Origin of the sequence: Thiemannella venezuelensis (genome assembly GCF_014203605.1) — a bacterium.
GTDB lineage: Bacteria > Actinomycetota > Actinomycetes > Streptosporangiales > Streptosporangiaceae > Planomonospora_A > Planomonospora_A venezuelensis.
Window position 1 is genome coordinate 548,931 of sequence record NZ_JACHJJ010000001.1, and the last position, 15,445, is coordinate 564,375.

The following is a 15,445-nucleotide window of genomic DNA, read 5'->3' on the forward strand; positions in this document are numbered from 1 at the left end:
TCACCGCTCGAGAAGCCGTCAACCGAAAAGCAATGTCCGGTCCCTAGTCTGGCCTCCTTATGTTGCGCGTACTCGGTCCCCTGCAGGCGGAGATCAACGGTCGCGCGGCGGACCTGGGCACCTCCCGGCAGCGCGCCGTGATCGCCAGGCTGGTCGCCGCGGGCGGGCACGTGGTCTCCACCGATCGTTTCATCGAGGACCTGTGGCGCGGGCAGCCGCCGCCCAAGGCGCTGGCCGCGCTGCAGGTCTACGTCTCGAACCTGCGGCGGGCCCTGGAGCCCGGCCGGGTGCCGCGCACTCCCGCGACCGTGCTGGTCAGCGCCGCCCCGGGATACCGCCTCCGGCTGGAACCCGAGCTGGTGGACGCCTGGCTCTTCCCCGTGCTCGCCGGGTCCGCCGCGGACGCGCTGGCCGAGGGGGACGGGGAGCGGGCGCTCGGCCTGGCCGAACGGGCGCTCGGACTCTGGCAGGGACCCGCCTACGCGGAGTTCGCCGACGAGGAGTGGGCCGAGCCGGAGGCGGCCCGCCTGGAGGAGCTGCGGCTCGTCGCGGTGGAGCACCGGGCGGAGGCGCTGCTGGCGCTCGGGCGCAACGCCGAGGTCGAGCTCGAACCGCACGTGCGCGCGCACCCGCTCCGGGAGAACGCCGTACGGCTGCTGGCCCTGGCCCGCTACCGGGCCGGGCGGCAGGCGGACGCGCTGGCCGCGATCAGGCGGGCCCGCACGGTTCTCGCCGAGGAACTCGGTGTGGACCCGGGGCCGGGACTGCGCACCCTGGAGGCGGACATCCTCGCGCACGCCGAGTCGCTGCACCGCGAGCCCCCCGCCCGGCTCCGGGTCTCCCCGGCCGCGGGCGAAGGCCCGCCCGAAGGCCTCCCGCCTCTTGACGGCGCACGGCCGCCGGGAGAGGAACGCGACCGGGCGGGCGGACCCGGCCGAGACGGCGGGCACGCCCGCGGCTCCGAGCGGGCCGACGGCCTCGTCGGGCGTACGGCGGAGCTGGCCGTGCTGCACGAGATCGCCGCCTCACCCGGCCTGCACACCGTCTGGCTGGGCGGGGAGGCGGGCGCGGGCAAGAGCACGCTGGCCGAGGCGTTCGCCGCGGGGCTGGCGGCCGAGGGCCGGCTGACCGCCACGGGCCGGTGCCCGGAGACGGACGGCGGGGCGCCGCCCGCGTGGGCGTGGAGCGAGGTGCTGCGCGCGCTGGCCGCCGTACGCCCGCCCGGCGACGGCCTGGCGGTACGGCTGGCGCCCCTGCTGACCGACGACGCCCCGCCCGCCGGCCAGTTCCACCTGGCCAGGGCGGTGGAGGAGTATCTGGCGGGAGCCGCACGGGACGGTGCGCGGCCGCTGGTCGTGCTGGAGGACGTGCACCGCGCCGACGGGGAGACCCTCCAGCTCCTGCGGCACCTGGTGGTACGGCTCGCCGGGCTCGGCATCACGGTCCTGGCCACCTACCGGCCCGCCGAGGCGGGTGACCACCTCGGCGCCACCTGGGCGGCCCTGGCCGGGAGGAACACCCACCGGATCGATCTCGGCGGGCTCGGCGGCGACGACGTGGCCCGGCTGCTGCGGGAACGTTCCGGGGTCGAGGTGGACGCGGCGACCGCGCGCACGGTGGCGGAGCGGACCGGGGGCAACCCGCTGTTCGTGTCCGAGACCGCGCGGCTGATCGGCGCGGAGGGCGCGTCCGCGGCCAGGACGCTCCCGCCCGGCGTCCGGGACCTGATCAGGCGCAGGGTCTCCAGGCTGCCCGCGACCGCCAGGACCGCGCTGCGGGACGCGGCGATCGTCGGCCGCGACGTGGACGTGGACGTGCTGCTCGCGATGGAGGGCGCCGACGAGGACACCGTCCTGGAGGGCCTGGAGGCCGGGGTGCTGACCGGCCTGCTCACCGAGCCCGCGCCGGGCCGGGTGCGTTTCGCCCACGTGCTCGTGCGCGAGACGCTCTACGAGGACACTCCGGGCATCCGCCGTACCCGCCTGCACGGCAGGGTGCTCGACGCGCTGGAGCGGGTCCGGCCGGGCGACGTCTCCGCGCTCGGGCACCACGCGCTCGCGGCGGCGACCCCGGGTACGGCGGGGCGCGCGCTGCCGTACGTCACGGCGGCGGCCTCGGCCGCGGCGGGCCTGTACGCCTACCGGGAGGCGGGAGCGCTGTACCGGGGGGCGCTCGGCCTCACCGACGACGACCGGACCCGGTTCGACCTGCTCTGCGGGCTGGTGCGGGTGCAGGCGCAGGAGGGCAACGTCATGGCCGCCCGGGAGAACCGGGAGCGGGCCATCGCGGTGGCGCGGCGGCTCGGTGCCGGGGCGGCGCGGGCGATCACCTCGTTCGAGGCCCCGGTGACGTGGAGCATCCAGCCGGACGGGCAGCGCGACGAGGCCCTCGTCGCGATGATCGAGGAGGCGCTGGAGACGGCGGAGGGCGAGGAGCGCTGCCGGCTCCTGGCCATGCTGGTCTTCGAGATCGAGGGCACCGACGACGCACGGGCCGATGCGGCCGCGTCGGAGGCGCTCGACCTCGCCCGGGGGCTGGGCCGTACCGAGCTGACCTGCCTGGCGCTCAACGCGCGCTATTTCGCGGTGCTGAGCCCGCACCGGCGCGACGAGCTGGAGGCGGTGGGCCGGGAGCTGGTCGAGCTGGGCGGCTCCGCCGGGCCGCCCGGATACGCGATGCAGGGCCACCACGCCCTCTTCATGGTGAGCCTGGGCCGCAACGACCTGGCCGCCGCGCGGCACCACGCCGATCTGGCGATCGAGCGCGCCACCGACGGGCAGCTCGGCCCGGCGCTGGGCGTGCTGTCGCTGCTCGACACGCTGCTGCTGGTGCTGAAGGGGGAGTTCGAGCAGGCGGAGCGGTCCTACGCGGCGGCCGCCGAGCGCATGCACCAGGCCGGGGTCATGAACGCGCTGGGCCTCATCCCCGTCGGCCTGCTCTTCGTCCGGCTGGCCTCGGGCCGGGGGGAGAGGTCCCTGCCGGACATGGCGGCCTACGCCGCGCACGTGCCGCCGGAGCAGATCTCGGAGATGCACGTCCGGGCGCTCGTCGCGGCGGGGCGCCTGCGGGAGGCGCGAGACGCCTGGCGGCCCGGCCTGGAGGGTCCCCGGGACGCCTTCTGGGTGGTACGGCTGGCGCTGCGGGCGGAGAACGCGATCGGCCTGCGGGACGCGGCGGTGGCCGAACGGTGCCACCGGGAGCTCGTGCCGTGGGAGGACGAGCTGGCCGGGTTCCAGACGGGGTCCGTCGTCTACCGGCCGGTCGCCCACATCCTGGGCGATCTCGCCGAGTTCCTCGGCCGGGACGGTTCGGTCCACTACGCGAGGGCGGTGCGGACCGCAGAGCTGGTCGGCGCCCCGCACTGGGCGCGCGAGGCCGCCGAGGCCCTGGAACGGGCTCGGACGCGGACGGGACGCTGAGCCCCGGTCCGGGGCGGGACCCGGCCCGCGGTGGCGGCCGGAGCACGGACCGGCCGGAGCGCGGACCGGCCGGAGCGCGGACCGGCCGGAGCCGCTCAGGCCGGGGGGCCGAAGACGAGCCGCCGGCGGCGCCGGTAGCCGGGGCGTACCAGCGCCAGCAGCAGGGCCAGGACCGGCCCCGCGGCCCTGTGCAGCCGGGCGAGCTCGTCCGGCCTGGCGTAGTGCTCGATCCTGGGCAGGTCGAACCTCATGTTCCCGCCCTTGCGGACCGCGTTCTCGACCCGCTCCCAGTCGGCCACGGGCACGTACTTCGTGATGATCGGGAAGAGCAGCCGCTCCTCCTCCTCGATGTGCTCGTCGAGCATGTCGGCGAGCCGGGTCAGCGCGGGGGCGAGCGCCGCGGCGTCCCGGGCGGAGGCGAACCGGGCCGCGTGCGTGGTGATCTCGTCCAGCAGCGGGTCCAGCTCGGAGTGGTCGTCGCTCAGGTCGCGCAGGTCGACCTCGGCCCCCGCGGAGCGTTCGATCACGGGCCAGAGCAGCCGGTCCTCGATCGTGTGGTGGTGGTGGATGCTCTTGCACAGCGTCGCGACGTCCTCGGAGATCGCGGTGGCGCGGGCGGCGCCGGCGGACTGCCGTCCGGCGGCCAGCTCGGTCGCCAGGTCCGCGAGGCGGCGGGCGTCGCCCCGCATGGCGCGGTGCGCGATCGTGAATCCCAGCAGGTCGGGGGTCATCTCGAGGTTCTCCTGTGGTCGGTGCGGATGCCGCTGACCACGATGCGACGGCCCGGTTGGGGCTTAGTTGGCGGGGACTTGCGGTCCGCCGGTCCGCCGGTCCGCCGGGTCCGGGACGGAACCGGAGCGGGCGCGCATTCGATTTCGCATCGCGCGCGGGAGGCGTGTATGGTTACACCTGTCCGCAGGCGCGAGAGCAAGAGCGGGCAGGCCCCTATAGCTCAGTCGGCAGAGCGTCTCCATGGTAAGGAGAAGGTCAACGGTTCGATTCCGTTTGGGGGCTCCACAGCCTCAATGCCCTGACCGACCGGTTGGGGCATTCGGCTTGGGTGGATGTGAAGGCCACCCGGAAATGCTCAAGGTTCCCGGCACACAGACGGGCATGATGGGGGAAATCCCCCGGCGACCGCCCTGACGTGCGCAAGTGCGTAGTAGCACTGCGAGTCGGGTATCCTTGCGGGGCCGGTCGATTTCGCCGGCTCCAAGGCGGAGTAGCTCAGTCAGGCAGAGCAAACGGCTCATAATCGTTGTGTCGCCGGTTCAAGTCCGGCCTCCGCTACTACCCTCCCGGGCCCCATTCACCAACAGGGGCTCCGGCATGGGTTGTCCCAGTCCCGAACGTAGAAAGGCACTCCCAAGTGGCTGCCACAGACGTTAGGCCGAAGATCACGCTGGCCTGCCAGGAGTGCAAGCACCGCAACTACATCACGCGGAAGAACCGGCGCAACGACCCGGACCGGCTTGAGCTCAAGAAGTACTGCCCGAACTGCAAGACGCACCAGGCGCACCGCGAGACCCGCTAGGTCCTGCCTGCGACGGGCCCCGGGCCCGCGCACCGGCGGGAGACCCGGGTCTCCGCCGGCGAGGGGCTCCATCGACGGAGCCGGCGTCTCGGTGCGGCCTCCCGTCCCGCGGCGGGAGTCGAAGCACTTCTTCGGCGTTCACAACGCATCACGGACCGGCGTCCTCATCCATGAGGGCGCCGGTTTGTCGTATCCGCACATCATTCCGGCCCGGGTGTTGACCGCGATCGACATCCGGCCCCGGCGCGTGCCGGGCTACGGTTTCCTGGTGGCCGAGCGGGGGATCGACCCCCCGAATCTTGTTCTGTTACTCTCGCCGCACCAGCTCGGATTCCGTAAAGGAGCACGATGGCTCTGAACCGTGATTTCGTTGGGCGGGCGTCCGCGCCTTCCACGCCCTACGAGGTCAGCCGTGTGAAGATCAAAGAGTTCGCGACGGCGATCGGCGACAACAACCCGATCTACCACGACCGGGAGGCCGCGCGGGCCGCGGGGCACCCCGACGTCATCGCCCCGCCGACCTTCCCCATCGTGTTCAGCCTGTCCGGCGGGGCGATCCTCGCCGACCCCGAGCTCGGCCTGAACTTCGCGATGGTGGTCCACGGCGAGCAGCGCTTCGAGTACCGCCGCCCGGTCCACGCCGGAGACGAGCTGGTCAGCGTCTCCACCGTGACCGACATCCGCAGCGTCGGCCGCAACGAGTTCATCACCGTGCGGAGCGACGTCACGACCGTCGGGGGCGAGCTCGTCTGCACGACCTACAACACCATCGTCGAGCGCGGAGGGGCAGGCTGACATGGCCGCGACTGTCAAGTACGACGAGGTCGAGGCCGGCCAGGAGATCCCGGCCGTCGACTACCCGGTCCGCCGCGCCAACCTGGTGATGTACGCCGGGGCCTCGGGGGACTTCAACCCCATCCACTGGAACGAGCGCTTCGCCAAGACCGTCGGCCTGCCCGACGTGATCGCGCACGGCATGTTCACCATGGCCCAGGCGGGCCGCTTCGTCACCGACTGGGCCGGCGACCCGGGCGCGGTCGTCGACTACGGGGTGCGCTTCTCCTCCATGGTGGTCGTCCCCGACGACGACAACGGCGCCGTCATCACGGTGAGCGGCGTCGTCGAGGAGAAGCTCGAGGACAAGCGCGTGGTGGTCGCCCTGACCGCGAGGTGCGACGGCTCCCGGGTGCTCTCCAAGGCGCGCGCGGTGGTCCAGCTCTCCTGACCGTTGCGGCCTGCGGCCCGGCCCCGGGCCGGGCGGGGGCCTCCGGGCCCTGCACCGGAAGCCCTGCACCGGAAGCCGCGGGCCGGAGAATCTTCCCCCGGCCCGTGGGTAACGTCAGGAAATGAGCGAAACACCACGTCATGTGAGAGAGCGGGCCGAGGAGCGGACCGGCGAGGGAGCCTCGGAGCGGGCCGGGGAGGAGGCGTCCAAGGCCGCGCGGACCGGTGGCTCGGCCCGGCAGATGGAGCAGCCCGACGCCAAGCGGGTCGCCGACGCCGAGGCGGCGCCCGAGCAGGAGCCCAAGGGCTCCGAGCTGGTCGGCCGTGAGGACGACAACGAGCTCGAAGGCGATCCCGAGCGGATGGTCGCCTCCCAGCGGTTGTGGGACGGGAGCCTGGCGACGTCGCGGCTGGACGAGGCCATGCCCCGGGGCCAGGACGAGGATCCGGCGGGGGCGCCGGATCCCGGCGGGCGCGGCGGCGGGACGGCCTGACCGGTACCGGTGCCGGTGCACGCCGCATAGGGTGGTCGGCGGATTTCGGATCGACCCCCGAGGACGTGGCATGGCAGAGCGGGTGGCAGGGGTACGGCTGGCGCCGTACACGACGTTGGGGCTGGGCGGCCCGGCCGGGGCGTTCGTGGAGGCCTCCTCGGCCGAGGAGATCGTCGAGCTGGTCGCCGCGGCCGACCGGGTGGGCGAGCCGGTGCTCGTGCTCGGCGGCGGGAGCAACCTGGTCGTCTCCGACGACGGGTTCGAGGGGCTCGTGGTGCGGGTCGCGTCGCGGGGGATCGAGATCGACGGCGACCTGGTCACCGCGCAGGCGGGGGAGGACTGGGACACGCTGACCGGGCAGGCCGTGGCGGAGCGGCGCTCCGGGATCGAGTGCCTCTCGGGCATCCCCGGCCTGGTCGGCTCCACCCCGATCCAGAACGTCGGGGCCTACGGACAGGACGTCTCCCAGACGATCACCGCGGTGCGGGTCTACGACCGGACGACCCGCCAGGTGCGCGACCTCGGCGCCAGGGAGTGCGGCTTCGCCTACCGCCACAGCGCCTTCAAGCAGGCGCCCGAGCGCCATGTCGTCCTCTCGGTCACCTACGAGCTGCCCCGGGACGGGCTCTCCGGCCCGGTCGCCTACAAGGAGCTGGCCGTACGGCTCGGCGTGGAGCCCGGGGCCCGGGTGCCGCTCGCCGAGGCCCGGCAGGCGGTCCTGGAGCTGCGCGCGGGCAAGGGCATGGTCCTGGACGCCGCCGATCCGGACACCCGGAGCGCGGGCTCGTTCTTCACCAACCCGGTCCTGACCGCGGAGCAGGCGGCCGAGCTGGAGCTGCGCGCCCCCGGCTTCCCCCGGTGGGACATGCCCGGCGGGGGCGGGGTGAAGGTCCCCGCCGCCTGGCTGATAGAGAACGCGGGGTTCCCCAAGGGCTACCGGCGCGGCCCGGTGAGGATCTCCACCAAGCACACCCTCGCCATGACCAACCCCGAGCTCGCGGCGGCCACCGAGGACCTCCTCGGCCTGGCCCGCGAGGTCCGCGACGGGGTGCGTGAGAAGTTCGGCGTGACGCTGGTCAACGAGCCCGTGATGGTCGGCGTCCGGCTGTAGTGCGGCGGCGTCCCGGCTCCGGGCGGGGCGGGAGACGACGGGAGACGACGGGAATGAGCAGCCCGGCGCGGATGTTAGGGTCTGGTGGAAACACCCGAAGGGGAGTAGTCCCAATCGCGTGATCGACATACTGGCGCCCTCGCGCGCCCGGTCGCGCGGGCCTCGTTCCCGGTGAAGACGCTTCTTCCCGGCGACAGGCGGACGAGACCTTCGGCCTGGCAGGCATACCGAAAATGCCGCCGGGCCGAAGCCGTGCCCGAGACTCCCCGGGTGCCCCTTCCGGCCCGGTCGCATGCACACGAAGGGCGACCCCGTTGGAAGCGTTCTGGATCAGTCTTGCTGTGATCTTCGTCGCCGAGCTCGGCGACAAGAGCCAGCTCATGGCGATGACCTTCGCCACCCGGTTCAAGCCGTGGCCGGTCCTGGCCGGCATCACCCTGGCCACCGCGGTGGTCCATCTCGTCAGCGTCGGCCTCGGCGGTCTGATGGGGGACTTCCTGCCGACCACCGCCATCTCGGTCGCCGCCGGTGTCGCATTCCTGGGGTTCGCGCTCTGGACGCTGCGCGGAGACGAGCTGACCGAGGAGGAGGCGCAGAAGGCGAAGCGCACCACCCGTTCGGCGGTCATCGCCGTGACCGTCGCCTTCTTCCTCGCCGAGCTCGGTGACAAGACCATGCTCGCCACCATCACCCTGGCCACCCAGCACGGCTGGTTCGGCACGTGGATCGGTTCGACGGTCGGCATGGTCGCCGCCGACGCGCTGGCCATCGCGGTCGGACGCCTGCTGGGCAGGAACCTGCCGGAGAAGGTCATCCGGTACGGCGCCGCCGCCGCGTTCGCCGTCTTCGGCGTGCTCCTGCTCGCCGAGCCGCTGCTCGCCTGACCTGGCCTGACCTGGCCTGACCTGGCCCGGCCTCGTGCGGCCCCGGGGGCCCGCAGCCGTTTCCCGGCGCCGGGCCCCGGGATCAGCCCTCCGCGGCCAGCGCGGTGCGCAGGGCGCGGCAGGTCGCGTCGGCCTGGTGGGCGACGACGCCGGCCAGGGCGGTGACGCCGCCGACGTCGCCGTCGAGGGCGGCCTGCTCCAGTGCGGTGCAGGTGGCGGAGAGGCGCCGCCCGGCGAAGGAGCCGCTGCTCCCCCGCAGCTTGTGCGCGAGTCTGGCCAGTTCCCTCATGTCGTTGCGGGCCGCGGCGGCGGTGATCGCGACGGCCGCGGCCGCGGTGTTCCGCAGGTAGGAGGGCAGGATGCGTTCGACGAACGAGGGACCCATCTCGCGCAGCTCGTCGAGGATGCCGGGGTCGAGCAGGGCCTCGGGGGAGTCCAGCCGCCCGGAGGCGGCCGCGGGCGCCACCGCCTCCGGAGGACCGGCCGCGGCGGCGGGCGCCGCAGGGCCGTCCGGAGACCCGGCCGGGCCGGTGCCGGAGCGCAGGACCGTGCGCAGGACGGCGTCGAGCTCCTGCCCGCGCAGCGGCTTGGCGAGGAAGGCGTCCATGCCGGCGGCCAGGCAGCGCTGCTCGTCGGAGGCCAGCGCCGAGGCGGTCAGGGCGACGACCGGGACGGCGTTCAGCGGCGCGGGAAGCCGCCGGATCCGCTCGGTGGCCTGGAACCCGTCGAGACGGGGCATCTGGCAGTCCATGAGCACGGCGTCGTAGTGCCCCGCCCGCAGCAGGCGCAGCGCCTTCTCGCCGTCGCCGGCGACGTCGGCGGCGTACCCGAGACGGGCGAGCATCGCGGTGACGACCTGCTGGTTGACCTCGTTGTCCTCGGCCACCAGGATCCGCATGCCGTTCCCGGCGCGGTCGTCGGCCGAGGCCGTTCCCGGGTCCGCGACCGGCTCCGGGGCGTCGGCGTCGGGCGCGCGGCCGAGCAGCTGGAGCAGCGCGGCGCGCAGCTGGGCGGCGCGCACCGGCTTGGTCAGGTAGACCTCGATGCCGCACGCGCGGGCGGCCTGCGCCTCGCCCGCCTGGTTGGTGGAGGTCAGCATGGCCAGCCGGACGCCGTTGACGGAGGGGTCGGCGGCGACGGCCCGGGCCAGCTGCAGCCCGTCGAAGCCGGGCATGTGCATGTCCAGCAGGGCGACGCCGAACGGGTCGCCCGAGCCGGCGGCGTCGCGCAGGACGGCGAGGGCGTCGTGGGCGTCCGGCGAGCTGTGCGCCCGCATGCCCCAGCTGGTGAGCAGGTCGTGGACCACGGTGCGGTTGGTGCGGTTGTCGTCGACGACGAGCACCCGCACCCCGGCCAGGTCGGCGGGAGGGGGCGGCGTGACCGACGGCGCCGCCGCGTCGGGCAGGGACAGGGTGAAGTGGAACCGGCTGCCGTGGCCGGGCCGGCTGGTCAGCCCGATCGTCCCGCCCATCAGCTCGACGAGCTGCCGGCTGATGGTCAGGCCGAGGCCGGTGCCGCCGTACCGCCGGGTGGTGGAGGCGTCGACCTGGGTGAAGGCGTCGAACAGGCCGGCCTGCCGGTCGGCGGGGATGCCGACGCCGGTGTCGGCGACGCTGATGTGCACCTGCCGGATCCGGTCCTCGCCCTCGGCGGGGCCGACGCCGACCTCGACGACGATCTCGCCGCGCTCGGTGAACTTGACGGCGTTGGAGACCAGGTTGGTCAGCACCTGGCGGATGCGGTGGGCGTCGCCGCGGACCGCGGGCGGGATCGCCGGATGCACCACCGCGGCGATCTCCAGTCCCTTGGCCTGCGCGCCGGCGGCCAGCAGGCTGACCACGTCCTCGGCGAGCGCCCGCACGTCGAAGTCGACCGGGTCGATCTCGAGCTTCCCCGCCTCGATCTTGGAGAAGTCGAGGATGTCGTTGATGACGTTGAGCAGGGCGTCGGCGGAGCTCTGCACCGTGGTCAGGTAGTCCCGCTGCCGGGCGTCGAGGCGGGTGTCCAGCAGCAGGCTGGTCAGGCCGATGACGCCGTTCATCGGGGTCCGGATCTCGTGGCTCATGTTGGCGACGAACTCCGACTTCATCCTCGACGCGGCCAGGGCCTCGTCCCGGGCCGCGGCGAGCTCGGCCTCCTGGCGCCTGCGCTCGGTGATGTCCCGGACGAACGCGCTGAAGGTCGTGTGACCGCCTGCCGAGGACGTCCACGCGGTGACCTCGGCGGGGAAGGCGGTGCCGTCACGGCGGAGGGCCTGCACCTCCATCCGCCGGTTGAGCAGGTGGGGCCCGCCGCCGGTGGGCACCCGGGCGAAGGCGGCGGCGTGCGCGTCCCGCTGCGGGCCGGGAGCCATCAGCTCGGTCAGCGGCCTGCCCAGCGCCTGCTCGACCGGCCGGCCGAAGACCGCCTCCGCCTGGGAGTTCCACCGGTTGATCCGGCCGGTGCCGTCGACCGAGACGAACGCGTCGCCGGCCGCGTCCAGGATGGCGCTGACCTGCTCCTCCCGGTGGGCCAGGACCGCCTCGGCGACGCGCCGGCGCCGGTCGGTGTACGCCGCCAGCACCAGCCCGGCCAGCAGCATCTGCGCCAGGGACAGGGTCACGGCCAGCGTCCGCCCGGCGAACCGGTCGGTGCCCGCGAAGGCCTCGCGGGTCGGTACCTCCGCGACCGCGGCCCAGTCCAGGCCGGGAACGGGCTGGTAGGCGGCGTCCAGTTCGACGCCGTTCTCCGTGCTCCGGCCGGTGCCGCTGGATCCGGCCAGGGCGGCCGCGACGTGTTCGTCGCCGGCACCCGAGGACAGGCCTGAGCCGTCGCCGGTGACACCGGCCAGCAGCGTGCCGCGCCGGTCCGTCAGCTTCAGCCGCACCTTCTGCACGTCGGCGAGCCGGTCGGTGAAGGACTCCAGCGCCTCCAGCCGGTAGCCCGCGGCGAGCACTCCGACGACCCGTCCGCCGTCCGTCACCGGCGCGGCGATGGCCACCACGCGGGGGCCGCCCGGCAGCGCGGTCGTGAAGGCGTCCGACACGTACGGCTCGCCGGTGCGCAGCACACCCTGGACGTAGTCGTGGGAGGAGAAGTCCGTTCCGGCGGCCGCGGGCTGGGAGGGGACGGAGGAGAGCAGCGTGCCCGCCGCGTCCAGCACCCAGGCGCCGGCGAACGCCGGGTCGCGCGACGTGAGCTCGGCCACGTGCCGGTCGATCTCCGGCCGGCCGGAACCCGCGAGCCCGTCCGGCGCCGCGGAGACGGCCTTCCTCAGCAGCCGCCGGTCCGCGTAGGAGCCGACGAGCTCCCGCAGCGTCGCCAGCTGGTCCCCGACGTAGGCGACGCTGACGTCGACGCTGGTCACCAGCCGCCGTTCGACCTCGGCTCGCACGGTGCCGGTGTCCTCGCGTACGGACAGGTAGGCCAGTCCCGCCAGCGGCAGCAGCCCCAGGACCGTGACCGCGGCGCACAGCCGCAGGACCGAGCGGCGCAGCGCCCTCCGCACGGAGGCCTCGGTGAGGGGGCCGCCGGCCGAGGCGAGGAGATGGACCAGCGCGAGCGCGGCCATCACCAGGGAGCCCGCGGCGACCACCGCGAGATCGTCGGTCGAGGCCTGCACCGCCCGCACCACCGGCAGCACCACCAGCGGCGTCACCAGGGCGCCCGCCAGCCAGGCGGGAAGGAGCCGTCTGCCCGGTCGGGGGCCGGGTGCCCGATGAGTAGCCATACAGGCTTCTCCATCGGCAGAGGCCTGCGGGGCTGAAGGAAACCCGGAACGCCCGCCCGCGTCCGGTTCGGGCCGGGAGGTCAGCCGATCAGGGCGAGGCGGTGGGCGGCCGCGGCGGCCTCGCCGCGCGTGGAGACGCCGAGCTTGCCCAGGATGTTCGAGACGTGCACGCTCACCGTCTTGGCGGAGATGAACAGCTCGGCGGCGATGTCCCGGTTCGAGCGCCCCTGCGCGACGAGCCGGAGCACCTCCTGCTCGCGCGGGGTGAGCGCCGGGGCGCCCGGGGTCTCCGGGCTCTGGGCGTCCGCCGGGGAGAGAGCGGTCCCGGTCCGCCGGGCCAGGGCCTCGATCTCGGCGGCCAGCGGTCGGGCCGCGAGCGCGAGGGCCACCGGGTGGGCGGTGCGCAGCCGTACGGCGACGCCCTCGCGGTCGCCCGCGGCGGCGGCGGCGCGTGCCGCCTGGAGCAGCGAGACGGCCCGCGGGAAGGGGCGGTCCAGCCGCTCCCAGGCGGCGGCCGCGGCGTCGTGGTCGCCGGTGAGACCGAGCCGGTACGCCTCGGAGACCGGGTTGTCCGTCGTCATCGCGGCGGCGGCCTCCCCGGTCCGGGCGCGCAGGGCCGCCGCCCGCTCGGGGGCGACGGCGGCGGCGGCGTCGCAGACGCCGGCGACCACCGAGAGCAGCCGCCAGCCGAGCTGCGGCTTGTTCATGATCCCTGTGTCGACCTCGACCCGCTCGGCCACGTCCAGCGCGGCCGGCGGCTCGCCCTCCAGCAGGTGGAGGGCCATCCTGAGCCGGTCGTTGGCGGTCAGCTCCTGGGTGAACTCCTCCTCCGCGGTGAAGGCGTCCACCTCGGCCAGGACGGACCTGAGCAGGTCCGTCTCGCCGCGGGCGGCCGCCACGTCCGCGCGGATCCGGCGCAGGTGGTGCCGGGTGCGCAGGGTGGGGTCCATGGCGAGGGCGTGCTCGGCCGCCGCGGCGGCCTCGTCGAAGCGGCCCAGGGACTCCAGCGCCTCGGCGCGGTTGTTGGCGATGAAGGTGCCGTGGACGCGGTAGAGGCCGTACCGCTTGGCCAGCCGCTCCCCTTCGAGCGCGCGCTCCACGGCCTCGGCGGAGCGGCCCAGGTTGTTCAGCGCGTCCACGTTGTTGGCCAGGGCGCGCAGGAAGATCCGGCCGGAGCCCAGCCGCTCGCCGATCGCCAGGGCGGTCTCGTTGACCGCGACGGTCCGCTCCATGTCCCCGGTGATCGAGTGGCCGACGGCGAGGTTGAGCAGCAGGTCGGCCTCCAGGGCCTCCTCCCCGTGCGCGCGGGCTATGTCCAGCGCCTCCCGGGTGAGCGACGTGCCCTCGGTGACCTCGCCCTGGAACATGAGGTAGGAGCCGAGCCGCGCCAGCACCCGGGCGCGGGCCAGGCCCGGCTCGGGCACCAGCCGTTCGGCGTGGCGGAGGTCGCCGAGCGCGCCCGGCCGCCGCTTGGAGATCTTGAGCTGCGAGAGCCGCACGACCAGCTCGGCCACCCGTTCGGGCTCGGCCGTCTCGTCCAGCTCGGCCAGGGCGGCCTTGACGAACTTCATCCCCCGGTCGTTCTCTCCGGAGGCGTAGGCGGCCTCCGAGGCCTGCTCCAGCACCGTGGTGTAGTCCGCGCCGATCCGCGCCTCCGCGTCGGGGACCTTGCCCCACAGGGTGAGCACCCGTTCCAGGAGCTGGACCTTCTCGGTGTAGGCGAAGGTCTTGGCGGCCTTCTGCGCGGCCTGCCAGGCGGAGACGAGGGCCCACAGATCGTCGCGGGCGGAGTACCAGTGGTGGGCGATCTCGATGGCGGCCCGGCCGGGCGGGACCAGGGTGCGGTCCTTCTCGATCTCCTCCGCGAAGCGGGCGTGCATCCGCACGTGCTCGCCGGGCAGGAGCTCGTCGTGTACGGCCTCGCGGATCAGCGCGTGCCGGAAGACGTAGGCCCGGCCGTCGGCGACCTGGAGCACGTTGGCCGCGACGGCGGGCCGGAGCGCGTCCTCCAGGTCGGGGTCGGACAGGCCGGTGACCGCGGAGAGCAGGGCGTGGCCGACCCGGATGCCGCCGGCGGCGGCGACGCGCAGCACGCGCTGGGTCTCGTCGGGGAGCTGCTCCACGGAGCCGATGATCAGGTCGTGCAGGGAGTCGGGGAAGGCGCACTCGCCGTCGCAGTCGAGCAGCGCCTCGACGAACAGCGGGATCCCCTCGCTGCGCTCGTAGACCCTGCCGACCTTGGCGAACTCCGGGGTGGTGCCGAGGATGCCGGCCATCTGCGCGGCCACCTCGTCGCGGGTGAGCCGGGGCAGGTCCAGCCGGAGGACTCCGTCCACCCGGCCGAGTTCGGCGAGCACCGGCCGGAGCGGGTGCTGGCGGTGCAGGTCGTCGGAGCGGTAGGTGAGGACCATCAGGACCGGCGCGGTGCGGAGATTGCGGCTGAGGAAGGCGATCAGGTCGCGGCTGGACCGGTCGGCCCAGTGGATGTCCTCGATGACCAGGACGACCGGGCGGCGCTCGGCCAGCCGTTCCAGAAGGGTGAGGATCTGCTCGAACAGGCGGGCGCGGGCGGTCTCGCTCTCCGCGTCGCCGCCGGGCTCGCCGAACTCGGGCAGGAGGCGGGCCAGATCGCGGGCGGCGCCGTCGGGCAGCAGGGCCGCCACCTCGTCGGAGCCCTGCTCGCGGACGAGCTGGCGGAGCACCGCGGTGAAGGGGGCGTAGGCCAGGCCCTCGGTGGAGAGCTCCACGCAGCCGCCGGTCAGCACGTGCGCGCCGTCGGCGGAGGCACGCTCGGCGAAGCACGTGACCAGCCGGGTCTTGCCGACCCCGGCCTCGCCCCCGAGCAGCACGGCCGCCGCGGCGTTCTTGCGCGCCTGCTCGAAGGACTCCCCCAGACCCGCGAGTTCCGCCTCCCGCCCCACGAAGACGGGGCTCACCGCCGCCCGACCCATCATGTCGTCCAGCATGTCACGCCTTATGTGTGGGTTTCTCCCTCTTATTCGGTGGTGCCGGGAGGCTAGGGGGGCTGAGATGCCCGGCCGGGCGGGAGGGGGCGGCCGGGCTCTCGTGT

Annotated in this window: 10 protein-coding genes and 2 tRNA genes; 9 read left to right on the top strand and 3 right to left on the bottom strand. The window is 74.2% G+C overall.

What is annotated here, in order from left to right; all coding sequences use genetic code 11:
* Window positions 1-59 precede the first annotated feature (59 nt).
* On the top strand, window positions 60-3,419 hold the full coding sequence (locus FHS22_RS02785) for an ATP-binding protein (protein WP_184938034.1): 3,360 nt from the start codon (window positions 60-62) through the stop codon (window positions 3,417-3,419).
* 95 nt (window positions 3,420-3,514) lie between these two features.
* Here the strand turns inward: FHS22_RS02785 and FHS22_RS02790 are convergent, their stop codons facing one another.
* Window positions 3,515-4,150 carry a hemerythrin domain-containing protein gene (locus tag FHS22_RS02790; protein ID WP_184938036.1) on the bottom strand — a complete coding sequence of 212 codons (636 nt, stop codon included), beginning with the start codon at window positions 4,148-4,150 and terminating at the stop codon, window positions 3,515-3,517.
* 210 nt (window positions 4,151-4,360) lie between these two features.
* On the opposite strand from FHS22_RS02790, the gene FHS22_RS02795 reads away from it, so the two are divergent.
* From FHS22_RS02795 to FHS22_RS02830, 8 genes are all read left to right on the top strand, one after another.
* Window positions 4,361-4,436: transfer RNA gene (locus FHS22_RS02795), tRNA-Thr, on the top strand.
* Between the two features lie 199 nt (window positions 4,437-4,635).
* Window positions 4,636-4,709: transfer RNA gene (locus FHS22_RS02800), tRNA-Met, on the top strand.
* 79 nt (window positions 4,710-4,788) lie between these two features.
* Window positions 4,789-4,953 (top strand): 50S ribosomal protein L33, encoded by a 165-nt coding sequence (gene rpmG, locus FHS22_RS02805; RefSeq protein WP_030921771.1) that lies wholly within the window; start codon window positions 4,789-4,791, stop codon window positions 4,951-4,953.
* 348 nt (window positions 4,954-5,301) lie between these two features.
* Window positions 5,302-5,748 carry a MaoC family dehydratase N-terminal domain-containing protein gene (locus FHS22_RS02810; RefSeq protein ID WP_184938038.1) on the top strand — a complete coding sequence of 149 codons (447 nt, stop codon included), beginning with the start codon at window positions 5,302-5,304 and terminating at the stop codon, window positions 5,746-5,748.
* A gap of 1 nt (window position 5,749) precedes the next feature.
* Window positions 5,750-6,178, top strand: coding sequence for a MaoC family dehydratase (locus tag FHS22_RS02815; protein WP_184938040.1), 429 nt, complete (start codon window positions 5,750-5,752; stop codon window positions 6,176-6,178).
* 121 nt (window positions 6,179-6,299) lie between these two features.
* On the top strand, window positions 6,300-6,671 hold the full coding sequence (locus tag FHS22_RS02820) for a hypothetical protein (RefSeq protein WP_184938043.1): 372 nt from the start codon (window positions 6,300-6,302) through the stop codon (window positions 6,669-6,671).
* Window positions 6,672-6,741: 70 nt separating this feature from the next.
* A complete protein-coding gene (locus tag FHS22_RS02825; protein ID WP_184938044.1) occupies window positions 6,742-7,782 on the top strand; it encodes a UDP-N-acetylmuramate dehydrogenase in 1,041 nt (346 codons plus the stop codon).
* A gap of 314 nt (window positions 7,783-8,096) precedes the next feature.
* A complete protein-coding gene (locus tag FHS22_RS02830) occupies window positions 8,097-8,666 on the top strand; it encodes a TMEM165/GDT1 family protein (protein ID WP_221473092.1) in 570 nt (189 codons plus the stop codon).
* 82 nt (window positions 8,667-8,748) lie between these two features.
* On the opposite strand, the gene FHS22_RS02835 is transcribed toward FHS22_RS02830, so the two are convergent.
* Window positions 8,749-12,375 (bottom strand): response regulator, encoded by a 3,627-nt coding sequence (locus tag FHS22_RS02835; protein WP_184938049.1) that lies wholly within the window; start codon window positions 12,373-12,375, stop codon window positions 8,749-8,751.
* Window positions 12,376-12,455: 80 nt separating this feature from the next.
* Window positions 12,456-15,329: a helix-turn-helix transcriptional regulator gene (locus FHS22_RS02840; RefSeq protein ID WP_338047562.1), complete on the bottom strand. Its 2,874-nt coding sequence runs from the start codon at window positions 15,327-15,329 to the stop codon at window positions 12,456-12,458.
* Window positions 15,330-15,445 lie beyond the last annotated feature (116 nt).

Bases quoted from the DNA above. Each gene is read 5' to 3' on its own strand.
- FHS22_RS02785 (WP_184938034.1), top strand. From the start codon at position 60: ATGTTGCGCGTACTCGGTCCCCTGCAGGCGGAGATCAACGGTCGCGCG.
- FHS22_RS02790 (WP_184938036.1), bottom strand. From the start codon at position 4,150: ATGACCCCCGACCTGCTGGGATTCACGATCGCGCACCGCGCCATGCGG.
- FHS22_RS02810 (WP_184938038.1), top strand. From the start codon at position 5,302: ATGGCTCTGAACCGTGATTTCGTTGGGCGGGCGTCCGCGCCTTCCACG.
- FHS22_RS02815 (WP_184938040.1), top strand. From the start codon at position 5,750: ATGGCCGCGACTGTCAAGTACGACGAGGTCGAGGCCGGCCAGGAGATC.
- FHS22_RS02820 (WP_184938043.1), top strand. From the start codon at position 6,300: ATGAGCGAAACACCACGTCATGTGAGAGAGCGGGCCGAGGAGCGGACC.
- FHS22_RS02825 (WP_184938044.1), top strand. From the start codon at position 6,742: ATGGCAGAGCGGGTGGCAGGGGTACGGCTGGCGCCGTACACGACGTTG.
- FHS22_RS02835 (WP_184938049.1), bottom strand. From the start codon at position 12,375: ATGGCTACTCATCGGGCACCCGGCCCCCGACCGGGCAGACGGCTCCTT.
- FHS22_RS02840 (WP_338047562.1), bottom strand. From the start codon at position 15,329: ATGATGGGTCGGGCGGCGGTGAGCCCCGTCTTCGTGGGGCGGGAGGCG.